The organism is Buttiauxella ferragutiae, from assembly GCF_022637515.1.
GTDB lineage: Bacteria > Pseudomonadota > Gammaproteobacteria > Enterobacterales > Enterobacteriaceae > Buttiauxella > Buttiauxella ferragutiae.
Genome location: NZ_CP093332.1, coordinates 2,140,964 through 2,159,356, shown reverse-complemented (window position 1 = coordinate 2,159,356; position 18,393 = coordinate 2,140,964). Strand labels below are relative to the sequence as shown.

Sequence of the window (18,393 nt, the reverse complement as noted above, 5' to 3'; positions counted from 1 at the left end):
TGATACGGGAACGGAAATCACTGGGGAGAAAAAACTGCCCCTGCATAGTCGGGCGTAGCGCCTCTTACGCAGCAAAGGCGAAATGGGTTTGGGGTTTAAATAGCGGTATTAACTCAGACCTTCTTTGGCAGTATGACCTTCTCACCTAAAATGCACTCAATTAGTCACGAATCCACTATTGATGGGTAAGATCACTTGCATATCACGATTACTAAATGTGATGAATGTCGATAAGTTGTATAACGCGGTCAGAAGTTGATAAAACAGTCCCCCAATAAAGAAAAAATGCCTTACTATCTCTGGTAGAAGCAAGAAAAATCAGGCGCGGCGTTCTTTTCTGCTGGAATATTTGGGCTATTCAAAGCGAAGCATTTTGTAACTATGAATTCAATCTTCTATCTTGAACGTAATTTTACGCACAGTGACAGGACGTACACAGAGACAGAGTTGCTGGCTGCATCAACGCATATTGTTGTGTTAGCAGAACCCGGTGGCGGGAAAACAGAGCTGATGAAAAATATCGCTCAGAAGTTGAACACTTCTGTCTTAAATGCCAGCGTATTTGCTTACGTGGGAGCAGATAAAGAAAATAGCCCACTGGTAATTGATGCCGTTGATGAAGTCGCTAGGATCGATCAATCAGGTATTCATAAACTCCTTGCACTCGCCAGAACATCAAAGCCGACTCGCGTAATCATGTCAAGCAGGTCAAGCGAATGGGGGCTGGCTTCTACCAGTATTTTTGAGAAATTTCTTGGTTTCTCTCCTATGATTGTGAGGCTGAGAGAATTCGATCAAAGCGAACAACACGCCATCTTTAAGCACCATGCACCAGAAGAAGACTTCTTTGCATTCCAGACCGAAATAACACGGTTTAGTTTAGAAATGTTGTTACCAAACCCTCAGTTTCTGAAAATGTTCACCGATGCCTACTTAGAAAGTGGCAGGCAATTTGCTGACAAGCGTTCAATCTTTGCTTTAGCGGTCGAACGACTGGCTAAGGAAATCAATCCAGATATTCCGAAAGCCTCTATATCTCTTTCAGTTGCACAGAAGATCGCATTTTCTGCCGAGGTTTATGCCAAACTTCTGTTGTCGGGCGCAGAGGGAGTCAGCACCATCGACGTGACTACAAGCCGGATGTATCCAATGCTGACAGCGTTATTTAGCGGCAGTACTGCCTGTTACGACATATTGTCAACTCAGCTTTTCAAACCCGGCGATAAGGAAGACCAGCACCGCCCGGTTCATAAGATCGTCGCTGAATACTGCGCAGCAGATTATCTTATTAAACGAATAGCCGACCCAGGGGATACTCTCAGTTTAACAAAGTGCTTACCTGTCATTGCACCGAATGGTACTGCCAGGGATGAGTTGAGAGGTCTGCTCGGATGGATGGCGGCATTAGGCAACAAGTCAGTACAGGAATCCATTATTGAGCTTGACGCCTATGCAGTTCTCGCAAACGGCGATCCATCACAGCTTGAACGCTCATCGAAACGAAAACTTCTTCATCGACTCAAAGAGATTGAAGCCGCAGACCCTTACTTTCGTCGGAGCGATTTCTGGCGTCGGTTCAGCGCGGCTGATTTTTTCACGCAAGATGTTATTGAAGAAATAAAGCCTCTTTTAACGATTGGTAATGATGGTCATTTACGTGATTTAATTTTAGAACTTCTGACAGACTCACCAGTAAACAGTCAGTTGACGTCTGAATTAAGTCTGCTTACCTTAAATCCCAACGAGTCTAAACACATTCGTACCTTAGCAAGCAAATGCTTACTCAATGTCAAAGAGTACGATTTTATTGGCGCTTTAGCCGTTTTAATTTTTGAAGCCAGTAATATTTCACTCAATATTGCAGCTAACATCATCGAAGTTACAGGACCAGATAAATTTGATCACAAATATCTCTCTGGATTCTTACGCGTCTGTGCGAACCTCTATCCCGATCACAAAGAACAATTTGAAAGGGTCATTGGCTCTCGTTATTTTATTAAAAAGCTTATTTCCTGTTTTTCACAGCATACTCTTGAACTTCTTCTAGACGAATTAACCAATAATCTTCATTGCCATTGTGGGAAAAGATCCTATGAGTGTGACTGTCGCAATGGAATTAGCAAGATCGTCGGTTCAATGGCTGATCGCTATTTTGAATTAGCTCAAGCGCCGTTTGACCCTGTGAGGATCTGGCAATGGATAGGTAATCTCAATTTTCATCGCCAATGCCAAGCCGATCAAAGTAGGTCGGTACAGGTGCTTCGGGAAAATGACACACTTCGTCAGGAGATCATTGCCCATGTGTTCGGGCCACTAACGGATCGTAATGAAATATTCAACACAAGAGTAGAAAAGTTCGACGGACATCTGCACTCACACTCAGGCCTCCATTTATGGAGGAATGACTATAAATTTATCCTAAATCTGGCGTTTAAAATAGATAATGTAGACCTGTGGGCGAGTTTTCTTACCAGCCACCAACGCTACAGAAACAAGGAAGAGCAAGCTCCCGATGATTTACGCACGCAAATGCGTCAGCACGCCCTTTCCAAACCCGCATTTATGCGCGAATGGGCCAGATACAACAATGCGATGCAATTATCCGCGCAGGATCATCAGGTCTGGAGATTTAGACATAGCCGAAGCAGGAAACGTCATGACAGAAAGCAGCAAGAGATCCATGCCAAAAACATAAAATTTGTTAATGAAAACAGAGATATTATAGAGTGCGGTCGTCACTGGGGTTGTCTGGTGCGTTTTGCAGAACTCGTGCTCATGAATCCGGAAAAAATTGAATCTGAATTTGGTGACGAGAAACTGGTTCGGACTGCGTTGCGAAATTGTCTGGATTTTATTACCTCCGAGGTTCCCACACTTCACGAACTAGCGGCCCTGCAATGCAAATCAAAATGCAGACATTCTGTGATGATTTTATATGCAGCTTGTCTGGAGATTCTACGTGCAGAAGGCAATCTTGAATGTGTCAATATTGAGTTACTTACAGCCTTAAGAACTAACATTCACATGGGATACAACTCAGTTTCGGCGGAAGAACGTGACGCGCTACAGACTGAAATCGACCGCCTCATTTTTCCTGATAGTGAAAATGCTGAAAAATATCTCCGACAGTACGTAGAACCCCAACTCGCTCAGCCATGTCCTCATCCTGAAATCTGGATGTTGAGTGGAGAAGAGGTCTTTCGTCATTCACGCGCTAAACTTTCCATTGAATGGCTTCGTCGTTTTACTGATTTATCTTTTAAGTCAGTAGATACACTTTTTGAAATTGCTGCTCAATATGGCGATCGTGGTGATTTAAAAGAGATTATTGCAGAGCGTTGCTCAGAGATTATATCAGGCTGGCCCAATCCGACAGAAGATGAGGATTTTGAACGCAAGCGAATATTCTGGCTGGTACGGGAGTTCTACTTTCTCGAGAGCATTACAGCTACTTATTGGGCATGGCTAAAATCTGACAAAGATAATTTACTACATTTTTATGAACGTTCTGGGCGCATGAACCGAAGTGAGCACCGTGCCTGGCCGGAACTTACATCAATTAAGGTTGAAGCTATTTTAGACGCTTTCTTTGAACAATGGCCGCGTGTTGAACTGCCAAGTCATTGGGGCAGCGATAGCCCTGAAGAGGAAAAAGCCTACCGCTTTTTAACTGATTTAATTTGGTCACTTGAATCAGATATTCCTGACAATGCAATACCTGTACTGGGTCGCCTTCTTACCGATCCACGTTTCACAAGCCAGCACAAAGGGCTGCAAAGTGTATATGCTGGCCAGCTCAGGAAAAAAGCACTCAGGGATTTTGAACCACCTACGCCAGATGAAATAGTCCAACATCTGGATTGTGATTCAGTGGTTACTGTTGAAAGCCTGCGTCGGTTAGTTCTTCAGGAGCTTCATGATTTCCAGAAAGCGATTGATGGCGGGGAGTTTAACTCGGCAGATCGCTTCTATGAAAAAAATAAACGCCTTGATGAGGTAAAGTCTACGGAGATCATTGCTGAACGTCTCAATTTAAGACTCGAACCTCAGAGCATATCGATAACACCTGAGCATCAGTTAAAAGGTCAAAACAGGAGTGACTTCACGGCATCTAAGTTGATTGGTGGAAAAAGACGGCTGCTTGTTACGGAAGTCAAAGGCCAGTGGCACAGAGAGTTATATTCGGCCGCGTCAGCCCAACTCTATGATCGTTATTCTATCCACCCAGATGCCGAGCAGCAGGGTATTTTTCTTGTTATATGGTTTGGAGAGAGTGAGACCGTTGCAGGCCGCAAGCTCCACGGCATCAAAACCGCTCAGGAACTTAAAATCAGTATTGAAGCAGTGTTACCGGTTGATCTCCGTGGTTTAATCGATGTTTTCGTTTTAGATGTTTCTCGACAGAGTAAACATTAGAATTAGTAACATAGCCCCTACTTTGAATTTCTTGAGGGTGTTTTAAGTAATACACTATAAAAGAACTCAACAGTATTGTTACATCGAACATAAATATCCGATATCACCGCAGGTGTGATAGCAGGCATTTACCACCGAGAGATTAACTAAAATTGGTGGTCATTCTGGTGGTCTTGACAGGCAGCAGATTCAGGTTTAGCTTACTTATTAGCCAGTTACTGGCAAAGGCGATCCCAGTCAGAGGAGCCAAATTTAAGAAGCCCGCTTAGGAAACTAAGCGGGCTTTTTGCTTTTCTGTCTCTTGCGAATATTTATCGTTGTTTGGTTGCCATATTTTGGGTCATTTCCGTTCTGTAACCCACATATAGCTATTGTTCAACTGTCTAAGCTGTAGGTCTGTTCGGTTGAGTAAATCCTGCGACAGCGGCTGGTTGTCCGGTGAGTTTTGCAATTGCCGGATCAACTCTTCAGCCGGTACGCTGTCATTAAATGCCTTTGAAATAGAGAACACCGCGGTTTTGAGTTCGCTGACCGTCATGTATTTCCCCTTCTTCTCATCGAGCTGGTTAAGCCGGTCCTGAAGTTTCTGGAGTTCAGTGAATCCTTGATGCCATCCGTAAATGCTGGCATCAGGCAAAGAATTCGCCGCCATCTTTGATTGCCAGGCCGCTGACACCTTCTGTGCCAGTTCTGAACCAGGGTAAAGATGACGGGTTTGTTCTACCAGTTGGGTTCCATATTTTAGCGGCCAGTAAGGTGGAAGTGTGCTGAGTTCATCCAGGCGTGCGTCTAATTTCTTCGCGTATGGTTCACTGTTATTAAGCCACGCAGGTGAATCCAGGCGTAGTTGGTCGATAACGGGAAGTGGCAAAGTCACAGGCAAAGCTGCAAGTGAGGACGCCAACGCATCTTCCTGTGGAGAGTTGAGCATCGACGGTATGAACTTAAATACGACCAGGCTCAATATTGCGCTGGTTAACACACCAGTGACGAACGCTTTGCCGGGTGTGAATCGAGAAGCCGGTTTTTGTATGACTTCCACATCAACCGCTGGCTGCGAATTGACAACAAATACCCATCGTGGGCTGTTCTCTTCGGTAGCATAATGCCCTGCTCTCGCTGGCAGAGTGACTTCAGAACCAATCCCCTCGGCATCCCCCGAAGGGATATCGCTATTTTCAAGTCTGACTACCGTGTTTTGCAGCATTTGACGAAGAGCATCGGTACCGGCTGCACTGTTAAGTTCCAGGCGCCTTAACGCCTCGCCAGTGGTTCCCAGCAATATCTCGCTCTGGTACAGCGAGGGTAAATCAGCTCTCTGGAATGTCAGGGTCCGGAATATCTGCTGAAGACGTTTACTCAGGCTACTGAGTATCTCCATTCTGGCATGGGCAGATGCAGGCCACATCGCTGACCACTGATAACGGATCAGGGCATCCAGAATCGCCATGCCTTCGTTAAACCCATGAATACCCGCTAGTTGGGTTCTGGCAAGGGTGTACCATGCCGCGGTCTGAAGCTCGACACCATTAGTATCGAAAAGATTTAGCGCCAGTTTCTCAACATACTTCCAGTTCACATCTGGCCTGGCAGGATGGGAAAGCTTAGCGAGTTCATCACGTAGCGCTGAAAAATCTGGCATTGTGCGGGGATCTCCCCCCGTCTTAAGATAGCGTTCGGTTGCCTGGAACATGGTGAAATCCGTATCGAATGTGGATCGAGGTTGTGAAAGGTTAAATAAACTGATTTTTTTCCAGATACTGCTGCTGTTTCAGATGCCTGAGCATCACTTTTCCTTCAGGCATAAATTCGGTTCCATAGCGTACAAGACCAACTCCTTTTAGCTCGGCATCGATGGCGTAACGCAACTCTCCGGGCACCTCCTGTTCAAGCAGTGTGACATTGAGCGTCTGCAAACGAGGCTCATACTTCAGTAAAACGCCGGAAAGTGTATCTATCAGCTCATGGGCGGTTCCGGGCATGCCTTGCAGGATTTTAGTCATATCCGGTAAACCGAAATCTGGTAAATGGGAGATAGTACCGGCGCGAGAATTTAGTATCCGTTGAATGTTATCCAGTACGGATAAAATGACCTGGTCCTCCTCGTTTGCCAGTTCGAGGGGTAAATCACCGGTGAAATTGCCGGTAAGAATTTCGTATAGCGAAGGGGATTTTCTGTCCATGATCATTCCATATTAAAATATATATCTACGATGTATCACCAGCGAATGGTATAGGGTTCATTCCCCAATTCCCATTTATCATTATTAAGCTCAATAAGAATACCGCTTCGCGACCATGAATCTTGGTCGTGTATTCATTATGGTGAATAGCATTACAATACTTAATGTTCACGCTCGTTAAATGTACCAATGATCTTGTCATGCATTTCTGTCGATTTTGAGTATCCCAGTGTCTTGCGGTTTAGTCGTTACAATCTGTTGCGAAGGTTCAGGTTTTCACGCTCAATACGTTGCGTGTAAAGCTTACCCGTAATATGTTTTTCATTCGGTAACACGTCATAAGCACTGAAATTATCTGTGCACCAGAAGGCCACATTAAAACCTGACAGCAACCCCAGTAACTGACGAAGCGTTTTCTTGCTCCGGCGACCAAAAGCATGGGCAATAATACGTTTGAGACGAGGTTCCCATGCGTACCACAGCCAGCGTTGCTTCTTTTTATTGCCGACAAATGACCACATTTCATCCACTTCGCAAATGAGCTGAATTTGCAGATTACCCAAAGGAAAAAAGGTTACGTTTTGCGGCGAGAGTTTTTTAGTGTACGCACAACGGCATTAATGCTGATATTCAGTGCCCGAGCGGTGTCGCGGATACCGGCATTATTCATGGCAAGATCAATAATTTGAGTCTTCATACCCTGTTGGCAGGCACGGTACTCATATTCAAGTTGAAAGCTCCGGCAGCACGCCTGGCAGCGATAACGTTGATGTCCGGAACTCCCCTGTCCGTGTTTTTTTACCGGGGCTGTTTGCTTACAAAACGGACATTTTACATCAACCTTAGCCATCAGAATCCCTTTGATAAAAACGATGAGTTTATCTGATGATCTCCGGATTGAATACACGACCCACTTTTGGTCTCCACATTAATTATTAACGCCATATGTTTTATTGATATATGATTTTATTGCTAGCGCATTTGTATAGCTGAATTTTTTGCCCCCGCCTTCACATCCAGATAAATTCATATCATTGGCTACAGAGGCATTTTGTGAAAGTTTCCCTTCAGTATCGTATACATATGCATAGATCTTATAGCAAATCATTTCATTAGAATTAGTTGCCCTCCCCCATGATATCAAATTTACAATATTCCGCCTGGAAGCGATATTCATAAAGAATACTGAGGAATTAACTGGAGACATATTACCTTTGTTTTTATAAACATCTACAATAACACCCCCTGTTTTGCTTTCTTTAATAAAATTCAATCCATTATCAGTAACATATTTCACAATTACATTCGGAACACCTTTTAGAGCAAATGGTCCATCAGCGATAACTTCATAATCTTGAATATAATCCTTGCCAGTTCTCGTATCTTTTTTAATACTTTTCCCATTGCGTATGCAAACTGAGTGGTTAAGTGAAAGTGGTGTATAAGATTTTTTTTCATTCATTACAGCATAAGATTTGGAGAGGATATTATTCAACTGTTCATCAAAAAAATAATATGAATCGACAACCATTCCCCCGTCATTGGTTAGTGAAGTCATCCCAACCTTAACGCCTTCAACCGCCCCCCATTTGCAAGTGAGTACCAAGTGCTCTCTGATTTTTGCAGTATTGGCGTTCCCCTCTAAGGCAACATCAATATTTTTTCTTCCAATATCATTTTTAACAACAAGTGTGTAGTATTTTGTCCCATCCAGATCATCATCTCCGGCTTTTAACTCAAAGTCGATCGCATAGACATTCATGGTTATAAAAAACAGAATCACGAAACTAAAATACTTCATTAAACATCCCTTCGTATAATAACATTTCTAAATTATTAAACCGGTCAGCATTGTGGTCATCATGTTTGTTTACAATTATGGTTAAGATCAAATTCCAGCCCAACTTTAGAAAAACCTGGACCAGGATGTGATTTAATCGATTTCTCGTTTTAATCCTGTACTGTTCAAAACCATCATTCAGTTCTACCTCTACAACACCTAATAATGCATCAGGTACTTTAACCGAGTCAGTTAAAATTTGCCTGAGCATCTCTTGTGTGATTTTTGATTCTTGAATAAACGCATCCCAAAATACCACCGATATGCATAAGCCACTGGTCTGGTACCAAGTTGTCAACTTTCTTAATCAACGTCATTTACCGATAAAGGTTTCCAGGTAAGTTTTCCACTGCGGCGCATCGTTAATTAGTGAATCCAGATACGTTGCCCACAGTGGGTCGTCTTTTCCGTAATACCATTCACTGTATAGTTAATAAAAATTTATGCTGTTTTTCCGCAGTCAATGGAGCAGCAGCAGGAGTCATTCCATTACGCTCCTGTCGGAGTTGCTTAACCCAGGATTCGAGCGCAGATGAGCTGACGTTCATGGCTTCACTCGCCGCACGGTAGGAATAGCTTTTATCAAGGATCAACTGAGCACATCCGAGTTTGAATTCAGCTTAAAAGGTTCGTCTTGTTTTCGGGTTCATAAGTCACTTGTTTGAATTGCGAAGAGGATATCACCTCCAATCAAGTGGCCAAATTAACTATGCCATACATGGACGTCCCGTGTTGTGCAAGTCCTGAGTTGATACGGTTTGCTGCCATATATCCGGCGTCGTTGGTGGATCTAATGACCCGCGCCATGATGTCATCCACACCCTGTTTCCTTATCACTACATCGGTATGTCACTACCACGGCACAGTTCAGGCTATTACAGGGTCGGTTTACCGTTCTCTCATCAGTACCTGCAAACGCAGGAGGAATGCTATTGCTCAGGCACAACAGTGGTCAACTCATAGCGAAAGCCCTGTTGATGTTAAAACTTGTTGATTCAGTCAGTAGCCGCCAGACGATGCGTGTCAGTTTATTGGCCAGTACGACCGTGGCTTTCATTTTGCCCCTTCGGTCAGTAAGGCGCTTCAGTCATATAACTAATGCATCATCTCGCTTATGAGCCCAGTGCATAACAGAACGGGCACCATGAATAATCAGCGTCCTGAGGTCACGATTGCCGTTCCTGGTCATGGATGAGAGGCTGCTTTTCCCACCGGAGCTACGTTGTCTGGGAACCAGACCACACCAGGCGGATAATTGCCGCCCGTTAGTAAACTGTTCAGCATTCACTTCACTCAGAAAAGCAGCGGCAATAAGTGGGCCAATATCCGGTATTGTCATCAGCACTTTGTATTTGGGTTGTTGTTGGCACAGAGCCGCAAGGCAGTGTTCTGCAGAAAGAATACGCTCATTAAGTGAGTGTATGTTTTCGAGCAACGAGAACAGCAACTGGCGTAGTACAGGGGAAATTAACTGTTCTGCATCCTCAATAATATCGGGTAGTCGCTGCTGTAAAATATGAATACCAACAGGGATCTCAATCCCTTGTTCTGCTGCCAGTGACCTGGCCTGGTTTGCCTGAGCAGTACGCTGCTCCACCATCAACTGACGCGCGCTTCGAAGAGCCTTAATATCCTGCTGCTCAACCGTTTTGACAGCAACGAAATGAATACCCGGGCGAAGCGCTGTCTCACAGATTGCCAGCGCATCATTGGCATCGTTTTTTTGGTGATGTGTGAATGCTTTTACGTGTTAGGTGGGGATGAGTCGGATGAAAAAACCCATTGACTGAAAAGTGCGTCCCCAGTAATGCGAAATAGCACAAGCCTCCATTGCAATAATCGAACCGGCAGGAAACTGACGAAGGGTATCCAGCAGTTTAACCCGGGAAACCTTACGGTTAAATGCAATGCTCCCGTCGCTCATCCAGACGCAGACCTGAAAGACAGATTTAGCCAGATCGATACCGATGACTTTTATTGAGTTCATGATGCAGTACCTCTGAAAAAAGAACACTCTGCATAAGTGTGGCAGGACTTACGCTGAATGAGGGACGTCCATCACATCACTACACTTATTTTTCGATTCAAATTTGTTATTCTGCTACTGTATCAGCCTTGACCCAAGTAATGAGTGGTACTCCTTTTGGATTTATGTAACCAACATTCACCCATTTACCATCAGAAGAAACTTGTATCACTTTCACTTTATCGCCTGAAACCAGGTAACCCTTGGTTTCACTGTCATCGATTGGTGATTTAAATAATTTCGACTTCGATTTTATTGAAGACTCCTCTGTAACGCCATGCAAATAGTTAGCGATAGATTCGTGTACAATCTCTTTTGTTTTTCCATTCTCAGTTGCCAATTGCTGATAACTGTTTATATTTTCTTTGGATGGGACGTCGCAACGAAGAATATTACCAACGCGCCTGGCATCTATTGTGGATAGTTTGTTTTTTATTTTATTAATCGAAGGGCGCATTGAGTTAAAATCAAAGTTATTAGCACCCGCATTCTCTGAACTAGCCAAAACATCTTCATTCCCAACCCAGGTATACCCACATGCCTCTCCATCCCAGTCGCTAACAATACAACCATTGGTCATATCAATAACACTGCAATAAGCTTTATCTGAGTAATTACTGGTGCCATCTCCGTACTCTACATTCCCACCAGAAACGCTGATGACGATCAGGTATCTCCCGGACGGCGATACTTTAGAGGTGCCATCTTCTGTGTAGTATCGATCACTACGACTGAGATCTACTGAATAACTATTAGTAGAAAATATTATTTTTCCCCATGCATTTTTATCGTAATGCTCTCCTTTTTTTTCCTTAGAAAAAGTCAGAGTACTACCCTCTGGAGATTTAATTACGACATCTGCGTAACTGACTCCAGTGACAAAGATAGATAATAAAATCCCATTCAAATAATTAAGCTTAATCATAATTTTGTTCGTGTATTCAATCCGGAGATCATCAGATAAACTCATCGTTTTTATCAATGGGATTCTGATGGCTAAGGTTGATGTAAAATGTCCGGTTTGTAAGCAAACAGCCCCGGTAAAAAAACACGGACAGGGGAGTTCCGGACATCAACGTTATCGCTGCCAGGCGTGCTGCCGGAGCTTTCAACTTGAATATGAGTATCGTGCCTGCCAACAGGGTATGAAGACTCAAATTATTGATCTTGTCATGAATAATGCCGGTATCCGAGACACCGCTCGGGCACTGAATATCAGCATTAATGCCGTTGTGCGTACACTAAAAAACTCTCGCCGCAAAACGTAACCTTTCTTCCTCTGGGTAATCTGCAAATTCAGCTCATTTGCGAAGTGGATGAACTGTGGTCATTTGTCGGCAATAAAAAGAAGCAACGCTGGCTGTGGTACGCATGGGAACCTCGTCTCAAACGTATTATTGCCCATGCTTTTGGTCGCCGGAGCAAGAAAACGCTTCGTCAGTTACTGGGGTTGCTGTCAGGTTTTAATGTGGCCTTCTGGTGCACAGATAATTTCAGTGCTTATGACGTGTTACCGAATGAAAAACATATTACGGGTAAGCTTTACACGCAACATATTGAGCGTGAAAACCTGAACCTTCGCAACAGATTGAAACGACCAAACCGTAAGACACAGGGGTACTCAAAATCGACAGAAATGCATGACAAGATCATTGGTACATTTATCGAGTGTGAACATTATGTATTGTAATGCTATTCACCATATTGAATACACGACCCATTTTTCCATTCCTGGGCGCTGGCATAATAGGGACAAATCAGACAACCAAGTAAAACAGATAACCAAGTAAAACAGATAACAACAATACCTTCATGACCAGTCTCCCTCTGCAACATTTCTACTACGATTACTCTACCTCAGGCTTCCGCTTTACCCACAGACTGCGACGAATTCATTGCAGCTTATCGCCCAGCCATTCTGCTTACCTGCGTTTTACTGAGCTGATAATATGTTCGGCCATTTTCTTTAGTTCATCTTTATCCATGGGTGGCTGATTTTTGGCCTGACGACTATCCTGCATGACATAAAATAATAAATCAGGTTCCAGATTTCTGGCTTTATGGTTTCCCCGGACATAAGCGACATAACCATAATCGGTGCGGCCATTTTTAAAAACCGATTTTGCAAATGTCCCTAATCCTTCTTTACCCCCCATTTTGATAGAACGCCACTTAGGTCTTATCAATTCTTTGGAAACAGCAGACCACTGGTATTGCCAGTTCCATAACCAGGTAACATAATCCTTATCATTCAATTCACTTTCTTTCCCTGCATTGGGTTCCATCCCCAGGTCCTGGAAAAATATCGTCACATCAGGATGGTCTTTCAGACGATAGGTGACGCCCATATTGCGTGGTTCTTGCCCGGAATCCCTGGCAACAAAACCATAGGGCATGCAGAAACCCTGTTCTGCGGGAACTTCATAGAGTTTACGAGGGCGGAACCGGTTAAGCAGTGAGAGTACTTCAGGTTTGCTTATTTTCAGTTGTTCAGCAAGTGACTGCGCCTCACTGGTTTTATTAAAAATATACAACCGTCTATTTTTATTTATGAATAAAGAATAACCACCTGAATCTGCGGAAGAAAAAGCATCAGTATAGTTATCTATACTATACATCAGCGATTGCTCGGCTATTTCTTTAGACAGCACGGGAAGTTTCAGTGATAATTCATAATTTCTTTCGTCCCAGTAGTCCTGTATATGATCATTAGCCCTTTCTTCAAATTTATTTTTATAATTACCTAAATTGATCTCTGATTTACTATCAGAAGAAACCCCAATTTCATAATCACTATAATAAAACCCAGAGAATTGGGCCTGAGTTCTATCGTTGTTATCCTGATATCGGTTATTCCCAAAAGATATTTTTGGGAATAAGTAGCGACGAACAAACTCATTTTTTGTCCATGCCGGATTTTTACGTGGATTTATGATCAAGTCTACCGGCAGTAATGCCACTTCCAGATTATCTGGCAACTGTAGCTGATAATAGCCGACACACTCACTTCTCCATTCCTGAGCAGTAGCACAATATGGAAAAACCAAACAACCAAGCAATACGGATAACTGTAGTATTTTCATGACCAGTCTCCCTCAACTCCATTACTCCCCCGATGATCCTCCAGTTGCTGCGCATTATTTTCTGGAGCAACATTGTTGGCAATCAGTCGCATATTATATGGGATCAAGTTATTCTCTCCTTCAGTTCAATGCACAGGCAAGGCTGCAAAGTAGCCTTTAATTGTTTGTAAGGAACCATTATCCTGATATTGATAATTCTGCCAGAATGTTTCTGTGAACGGCATATTCTTTGCCTGATCGATGGAAATTGTATCAGATTTTATAATCGGCCAGATTGATGCAGGTCGCCTATCATCAATTTTACTGGTGGAATCAGAAACAGAACGTGGTTTTTCAGAATGATTAATATTATTCCCCACATAATTTTTCGGAATAAACTTAAATACTTTGTCGTAGACTTCGGTATTTTTCTTCGCCAACGCTTGGATTTTCTCCCAACCGGCCTTCAGGGCTGGTTTATCCAGCGCTTCCGAACACTCACCCGCAGCGCTGCCCAGCCATTTACGGCAGGCGTTTTGCCGCAGTTCTCGTGCAAAATTACGGTACGGTGAGACAACACCCGTACCATCCAGGTCGGTATAACCGTTGGCAGTATCTGATATCAGTACCGCCAGTTCAGAATCCCTGTCACCCAGCAGGCTACGGTCGTTAATATTTGCACTGCCCACCAATACGTAGCGGTCATCGACAATCATCAGTTTACTGTGCACGTAAATCTGCTCAGTTACTGCTTTACCATTTAACTGCGTATGGTCGCGCAGGTTCAAAAGCGTGACATATGGATCGCATTCATCCCAGACAATATTTTTATATTCATCACCACACGCCCCCTCTAGCTCCGGTACGGTAGTTGTAGTCGCGGGTGGCGATGCTACCGGTGACCAGATGGTGCCAGGTGCGCACGTCCCACACCGATTCCGCTGCACCATCGAACAGGCCGGAAAGTTCACTGTACGGCAGGCGCACATCAAACTGATAATTCAGCTGGCTGTCGGCAAAAATGTACATGTCCAGTTCACGGGTGTTGTCCATCTCCGTGCGCCAGTAAATCCCCACTTCAGACAGAATGCGCTGAACAAACGCCAGGTCCGTTTCCCGCCACTGGGTGATGACTTCACGCGGTGGATAGGTCAGCTCCAGGCGAAACTCAAAATCCGGCCCTTCCAGTCCGTGCTGGCGCAAGACCTGCTCCACCACTTCCGGCACCGCAACAACAAATCTGATGAATTATCGCCGCTTCACTGAGCTGACAATATGCTCGGCCAGTTTTTCCAGTTCATCTTTGTCCATTGATGGCTGATTTTTGGCCTGACGACTGTCACGTATAACGTAAAATAATAATCCTGGCTCATTATCATCAGCACCGCTTTTAACATACGCAACATAGCCATAATCAACTTCTTTTCCGTACCGCGTGAATTTTGCAAAAGCGGCAGTACCTTTACGATTATCTATTGTGGGTGAACTAAAGCCTTTGCCAAATAGTTTAATATCCCGGAATGAATGTCCATATTCCACATTCCATAAATAGGTTACATAATCTTTGGCGCTCTTTTTATCATCCGGTCGTTGCTTGCCAGGCCCGGGATTTGTCCCCGAATCCTGGAAAAATATGCTTACTTCAGGATGGTCTTTCAGACGGTAAGTGACAGCCATATTGCGTTTTTCATGCCCGGAATCCCCGACTATAAATCCATATGGTAAGCAGAATCCCTGTTCAGTGGGCACTTCATAAAGCTTGCGGGCCCTGAAGCGATTAAGTAATGACAGAACTTCAGGTTCATTATCCCGCAGTTGTTTTTCTGCTGTCGGTGATTTATCACTGGTATCTTTCTTACTTTCTTTCCAAAAATGATACAGGCGATTATCTTTATTTATAAAGACACTGTAAGTTCTGTTTGTATATATTGAAAATGCATCGGGATATTCCTTTGTCAGATAACCATGTTTCCTTTTAAATTCAGCCTCCGGCGTAAGGGGTTCATCAAATAAACGCAAATCACGCAACTCATATTCCCTGGCGACAAATGCTGCAAAATCCCGGTCACCTTCCTCTCTTTTTCTATAAGCGGACCAGTCAATGGGCTCTTTGCCTTCAGTCGAGATACCCAATTCATAGTTCCCGTAATAGAATTCAGTAAACTGCGCCTGCACGGCATCAATGTCTTTTAAATCATAATTCTTTCTGAATGTTATTTCTGGAACCCCGTAGAGCTGGACCTTTATACCATTAGCACTTTCCGGCCGTTTATCTGGATTAACAAAATCCTCAATCGGGTATAATGCCACTTCCAGCCCTGCGGGCAACTGAAGCTGATAATACCCGACACACTCATTTTTCCATTCCTGACCGAAAGCATTATATGAAAACATCAGGCAGGCAGATAAAACAGTTGTAGATAGGGTTTTCATGACAATGCTCCACTAGTATTGCTTTCATCCGGATTATCAGCAATCTGAATATCAGGATTATCGGGTTCGTTATTATCAGTAATCAGGCGCATATTATACGGATTCAGGTTATTCTCGCCTTCGGTCCAGTGAACCGGCAATGCAGTAAAATACCCCTTAACATTCTTCATTTTATTACCGCTCCCACGCTGAATTATTTTATCTGTTCCCCAGAATCCTTCTGAAAATGGCATCTGTTTCGCATCGCCAGGTGTTGGTATCGAATTAGACTCCATAACGGGCCAGAGGGATGTCCATCTTTTCTTATTCACTCTTTTACTTTTCACACCTGCATCATTCTGATTATTTTCGTCAGGTTGATAATCGTCTCTGGGAATAAAATTAAATACCTTCTCGTAGACTCCTGCATTATCCCTGGCCAGCGCCTGTATCTTCTCCCACCCGGCTTTCAGCGCCGGTTTATCCAGCGCCTCGGCACATTCACCTGCCGCGCTGCCCAGCCATTTACGCCAGGCATTCTGGCGCAGTTCACGCGCAAAATTACGGGTGGGGGCGGCAGTGCCACTGCCATCCAGGTCGGTATAACCGTGGGCGGTGTCGGATATCAGTACCGCCAGTTCGGAGTCCCTGTCACCCAGCAGGCTGCGGTCATTGATATTCGCGCTGCCGACCAGCACATAACGGTCATCGACAATCATCAGCTTACTGTGCACGTAAATCATTTCCGTGACCGGCCTGCCATTGAGCTCAGCATGGTCGCGAAAATTCAGCAGCGTGACATACGGGTCACACTCAGAGAATTCAATATCCCGGTATAACTCACCACACGTCTGCTCCAGTTCCGGGATGCGCCTGTGCCATTCCCGGCGCGGCACCGACTGCGCCTCAAGCTGCTGTTTCACCCACAAGCTGCGGCGAATACGGTTGAGCAGACTGTCTGTTCCAAAGACCAGTGACTGCCGGGTCAGATGGATTTGCGCCACAATCGTCGGGTCGTCCAGCCTGCCTTCCGGATTAACCGGCAGCACAATATACACGTGGTAGGGCTGTGGCATCTGGCTGAATATCGCGCGTTTTATTCGCTCACCCAGCCATTCGGCCACCGGGTTTTGCGGGGACTCATCATCAGGGAGTATCCGGGTGGCCCACGCATTGATCGGCTGATTGATGCTGTCAGCTGCGGGACTTAGCTTCTTATTGCCCACAACAGACGACACACCGAACGCTGACACAAAGAACTGATTTTCAATATAGATAAAATGCTCTGACTTACTGATAAGCAGATGCACACTGCGCAAAACATCATCCTGCTTCAGCCTGGCTTTTGGTGCGACATCCGGCATGCACTTATGCTCATCCTGGCGCATAGCCAGCGACGCGCTGCGCAATACCTGTACCTGACAACTGCCTTTTTTTTTCTGATGGCGCGGCGGATATGTCCAGTTCAGGAACAGGTGTTTTCAACGGGCTGTTTGGGTAAGGATGACCATAGCTGTTCCAGCGAAACACAAAGTTGCGCACCAGGTCATAAACCGCAGGGCCTTCAATCTGCATATGATAATCCTGCCACGGCATCCGGGGCTGAACCATCGGGTCGAGATACAAACTGTTCTTTGCCGTATCGGTTGACTGCCAAAGTTGATGTTTCAACACGGCATCAATAACATGCTGTACGCTGTCTTCCTGCCGACGTTCTGCCTTCTGCCGTTCATCTCGCTGGTTATCCCGATGGTAACTCCCTGCCGGGATGACATATTCTTCCATCGGGTTATAACTACTGCCCCGGGCAATAGGGGGGATGCATGAGTTGTACATGTTCATCCCCTGCCGCCCGTCTGCATTTGCCAGCAGGCCATAGTTATCATCATAACGCCCATAGGCCAGGTCAATCCCCCCGACAAATGCCAGCCTTTCATCCACAATTACGCATTTCTGGTGGTGTGAAAACATCATTCCGGATTTAGAACCGGCACGCTGGACATAAAAGGCCTTGCGTTTCAGGTGGGTGTTCATCGCCGCGAACACCTGCTCCGTAGCAGCAGACCAGGTTTCTACCTGTGACGGATTCTTCCACGGCATGATGTAAACATGTAGCTCTGGTGATGCCTGCACCGCTTCCAGCAGGGCATCCACCAAACGAACCCCTTCCGCCAGTTGCGCATCCCAGTTCACCTGCCAGCCGGTAATGTAAATACATTTCGTGGCCTGTTTAAAGGCTGCCAGTAACGCGGCGAAATATGCCTTTCCACCCAGAAACGCCTGTACGGCATTTCCTTCGGTATACTCAGCAAAGTTTTCTGACTGACGCTCCGGGCCACTGGTGTAATGCACCCAGTGACTGTGAGTGACTGAGGCGGTATAACTCTCATCGCTTTTATCGTCAAAATATACGCTGCTCTGATTCATACCATCATCAAGTTTTTGTGATGCCAT

At 44.7% G+C, this 18,393-nt stretch carries 11 protein-coding genes and 4 pseudogenes; 2 read left to right on the top strand and 13 right to left on the bottom strand.

Going from position 1 to position 18,393, the window contains the following annotated elements; translation table 11 throughout:
* The first annotated feature begins 381 nt into the window (after nucleotides 1-381).
* Nucleotides 382-4,416, top strand: coding sequence for an NACHT domain-containing protein (locus MNO13_RS09900; RefSeq protein WP_241939919.1), 4,035 nt, complete (start codon nucleotides 382-384; stop codon nucleotides 4,414-4,416).
* Between the two features lie 340 nt (nucleotides 4,417-4,756).
* Here the strand turns inward: MNO13_RS09900 and MNO13_RS09895 are convergent, their stop codons facing one another.
* From MNO13_RS09895 to MNO13_RS09865, 7 genes and pseudogenes are all read right to left on the bottom strand, one after another.
* Complete coding sequence (locus MNO13_RS09895) at nucleotides 4,757-6,058, bottom strand: VasL domain-containing protein (RefSeq protein WP_241939918.1); 1,302 nt, start codon at nucleotides 6,056-6,058, stop codon at nucleotides 4,757-4,759.
* Nucleotides 6,059-6,149: 91 nt separating this feature from the next.
* Nucleotides 6,150-6,599: a type VI secretion system baseplate subunit TssE gene (tssE, locus tag MNO13_RS09890; protein WP_241939917.1), complete on the bottom strand. Its 450-nt coding sequence runs from the start codon at nucleotides 6,597-6,599 to the stop codon at nucleotides 6,150-6,152.
* A 161-nt stretch (nucleotides 6,600-6,760) separates the two neighbouring features.
* Nucleotides 6,761-7,449 (bottom strand): annotated as a pseudogene (locus MNO13_RS09885) (IS1 family transposase).
* 78 nt (nucleotides 7,450-7,527) lie between these two features.
* Nucleotides 7,528-8,400: a hypothetical protein gene (locus MNO13_RS09880; RefSeq protein WP_241939916.1), complete on the bottom strand. Its 873-nt coding sequence runs from the start codon at nucleotides 8,398-8,400 to the stop codon at nucleotides 7,528-7,530.
* Nucleotides 8,401-8,885: 485 nt separating this feature from the next.
* A pseudogene (locus tag MNO13_RS09875) lies at nucleotides 8,886-9,089 on the bottom strand (transposase); the annotation flags it as partial.
* Nucleotides 9,090-9,391: 302 nt separating this feature from the next.
* Nucleotides 9,392-10,426 (bottom strand): annotated as a pseudogene (locus tag MNO13_RS09870) (IS110 family RNA-guided transposase).
* Between the two features lie 106 nt (nucleotides 10,427-10,532).
* On the bottom strand, nucleotides 10,533-11,390 hold the full coding sequence (locus MNO13_RS09865) for a hypothetical protein (protein WP_232887377.1): 858 nt from the start codon (nucleotides 11,388-11,390) through the stop codon (nucleotides 10,533-10,535).
* Between the two features lie 67 nt (nucleotides 11,391-11,457).
* On the opposite strand from MNO13_RS09865, the gene MNO13_RS09860 reads away from it, so the two are divergent.
* Nucleotides 11,458-12,155 (top strand): IS1 family transposase gene (locus MNO13_RS09860; protein ID WP_232887376.1). Its coding sequence is split into 2 segments (ribosomal slippage): nucleotides 11,458-11,707 and nucleotides 11,707-12,155, totalling 699 coding nucleotides; the frame shifts between segments, so codons are not numbered across the junction.
* A gap of 232 nt (nucleotides 12,156-12,387) precedes the next feature.
* On the opposite strand, the gene MNO13_RS09855 is transcribed toward MNO13_RS09860, so the two are convergent.
* The 6 genes and pseudogenes from MNO13_RS09855 to MNO13_RS09830 form a co-directional block, all read right to left on the bottom strand.
* Nucleotides 12,388-13,548 carry a T6SS immunity protein Tli4 family protein gene (locus MNO13_RS09855; RefSeq protein WP_241939915.1) on the bottom strand — a complete coding sequence of 387 codons (1,161 nt, stop codon included), beginning with the start codon at nucleotides 13,546-13,548 and terminating at the stop codon, nucleotides 12,388-12,390.
* Between the two features lie 125 nt (nucleotides 13,549-13,673).
* Nucleotides 13,674-14,258 carry a phospholipase D-like domain-containing protein gene (locus tag MNO13_RS24340; protein WP_277881154.1) on the bottom strand — a complete coding sequence of 195 codons (585 nt, stop codon included), beginning with the start codon at nucleotides 14,256-14,258 and terminating at the stop codon, nucleotides 13,674-13,676.
* 124 nt (nucleotides 14,259-14,382) lie between these two features.
* Nucleotides 14,383-14,772: pseudogene (locus MNO13_RS09845) on the bottom strand (contractile injection system protein, VgrG/Pvc8 family); the annotation flags it as partial.
* A 3-nt stretch (nucleotides 14,773-14,775) separates the two neighbouring features.
* A complete protein-coding gene (locus MNO13_RS09840; protein WP_241939914.1) occupies nucleotides 14,776-15,960 on the bottom strand; it encodes a T6SS immunity protein Tli4 family protein in 1,185 nt (394 codons plus the stop codon).
* Nucleotides 15,957-17,348 (bottom strand): phospholipase D-like domain-containing protein, encoded by a 1,392-nt coding sequence (locus tag MNO13_RS09835; RefSeq protein WP_232887373.1) that lies wholly within the window; start codon nucleotides 17,346-17,348, stop codon nucleotides 15,957-15,959. The genes MNO13_RS09840 and MNO13_RS09835 overlap by 4 nt, the downstream gene beginning before the upstream one ends.
* Entirely contained in the window at nucleotides 17,314-18,393 is a 1,080-nt protein-coding gene (locus MNO13_RS09830; RefSeq protein ID WP_241939913.1) for a phospholipase D-like domain-containing protein, read from the bottom strand. Before MNO13_RS09830 ends, MNO13_RS09835 begins: the two co-directional genes overlap by 35 nt.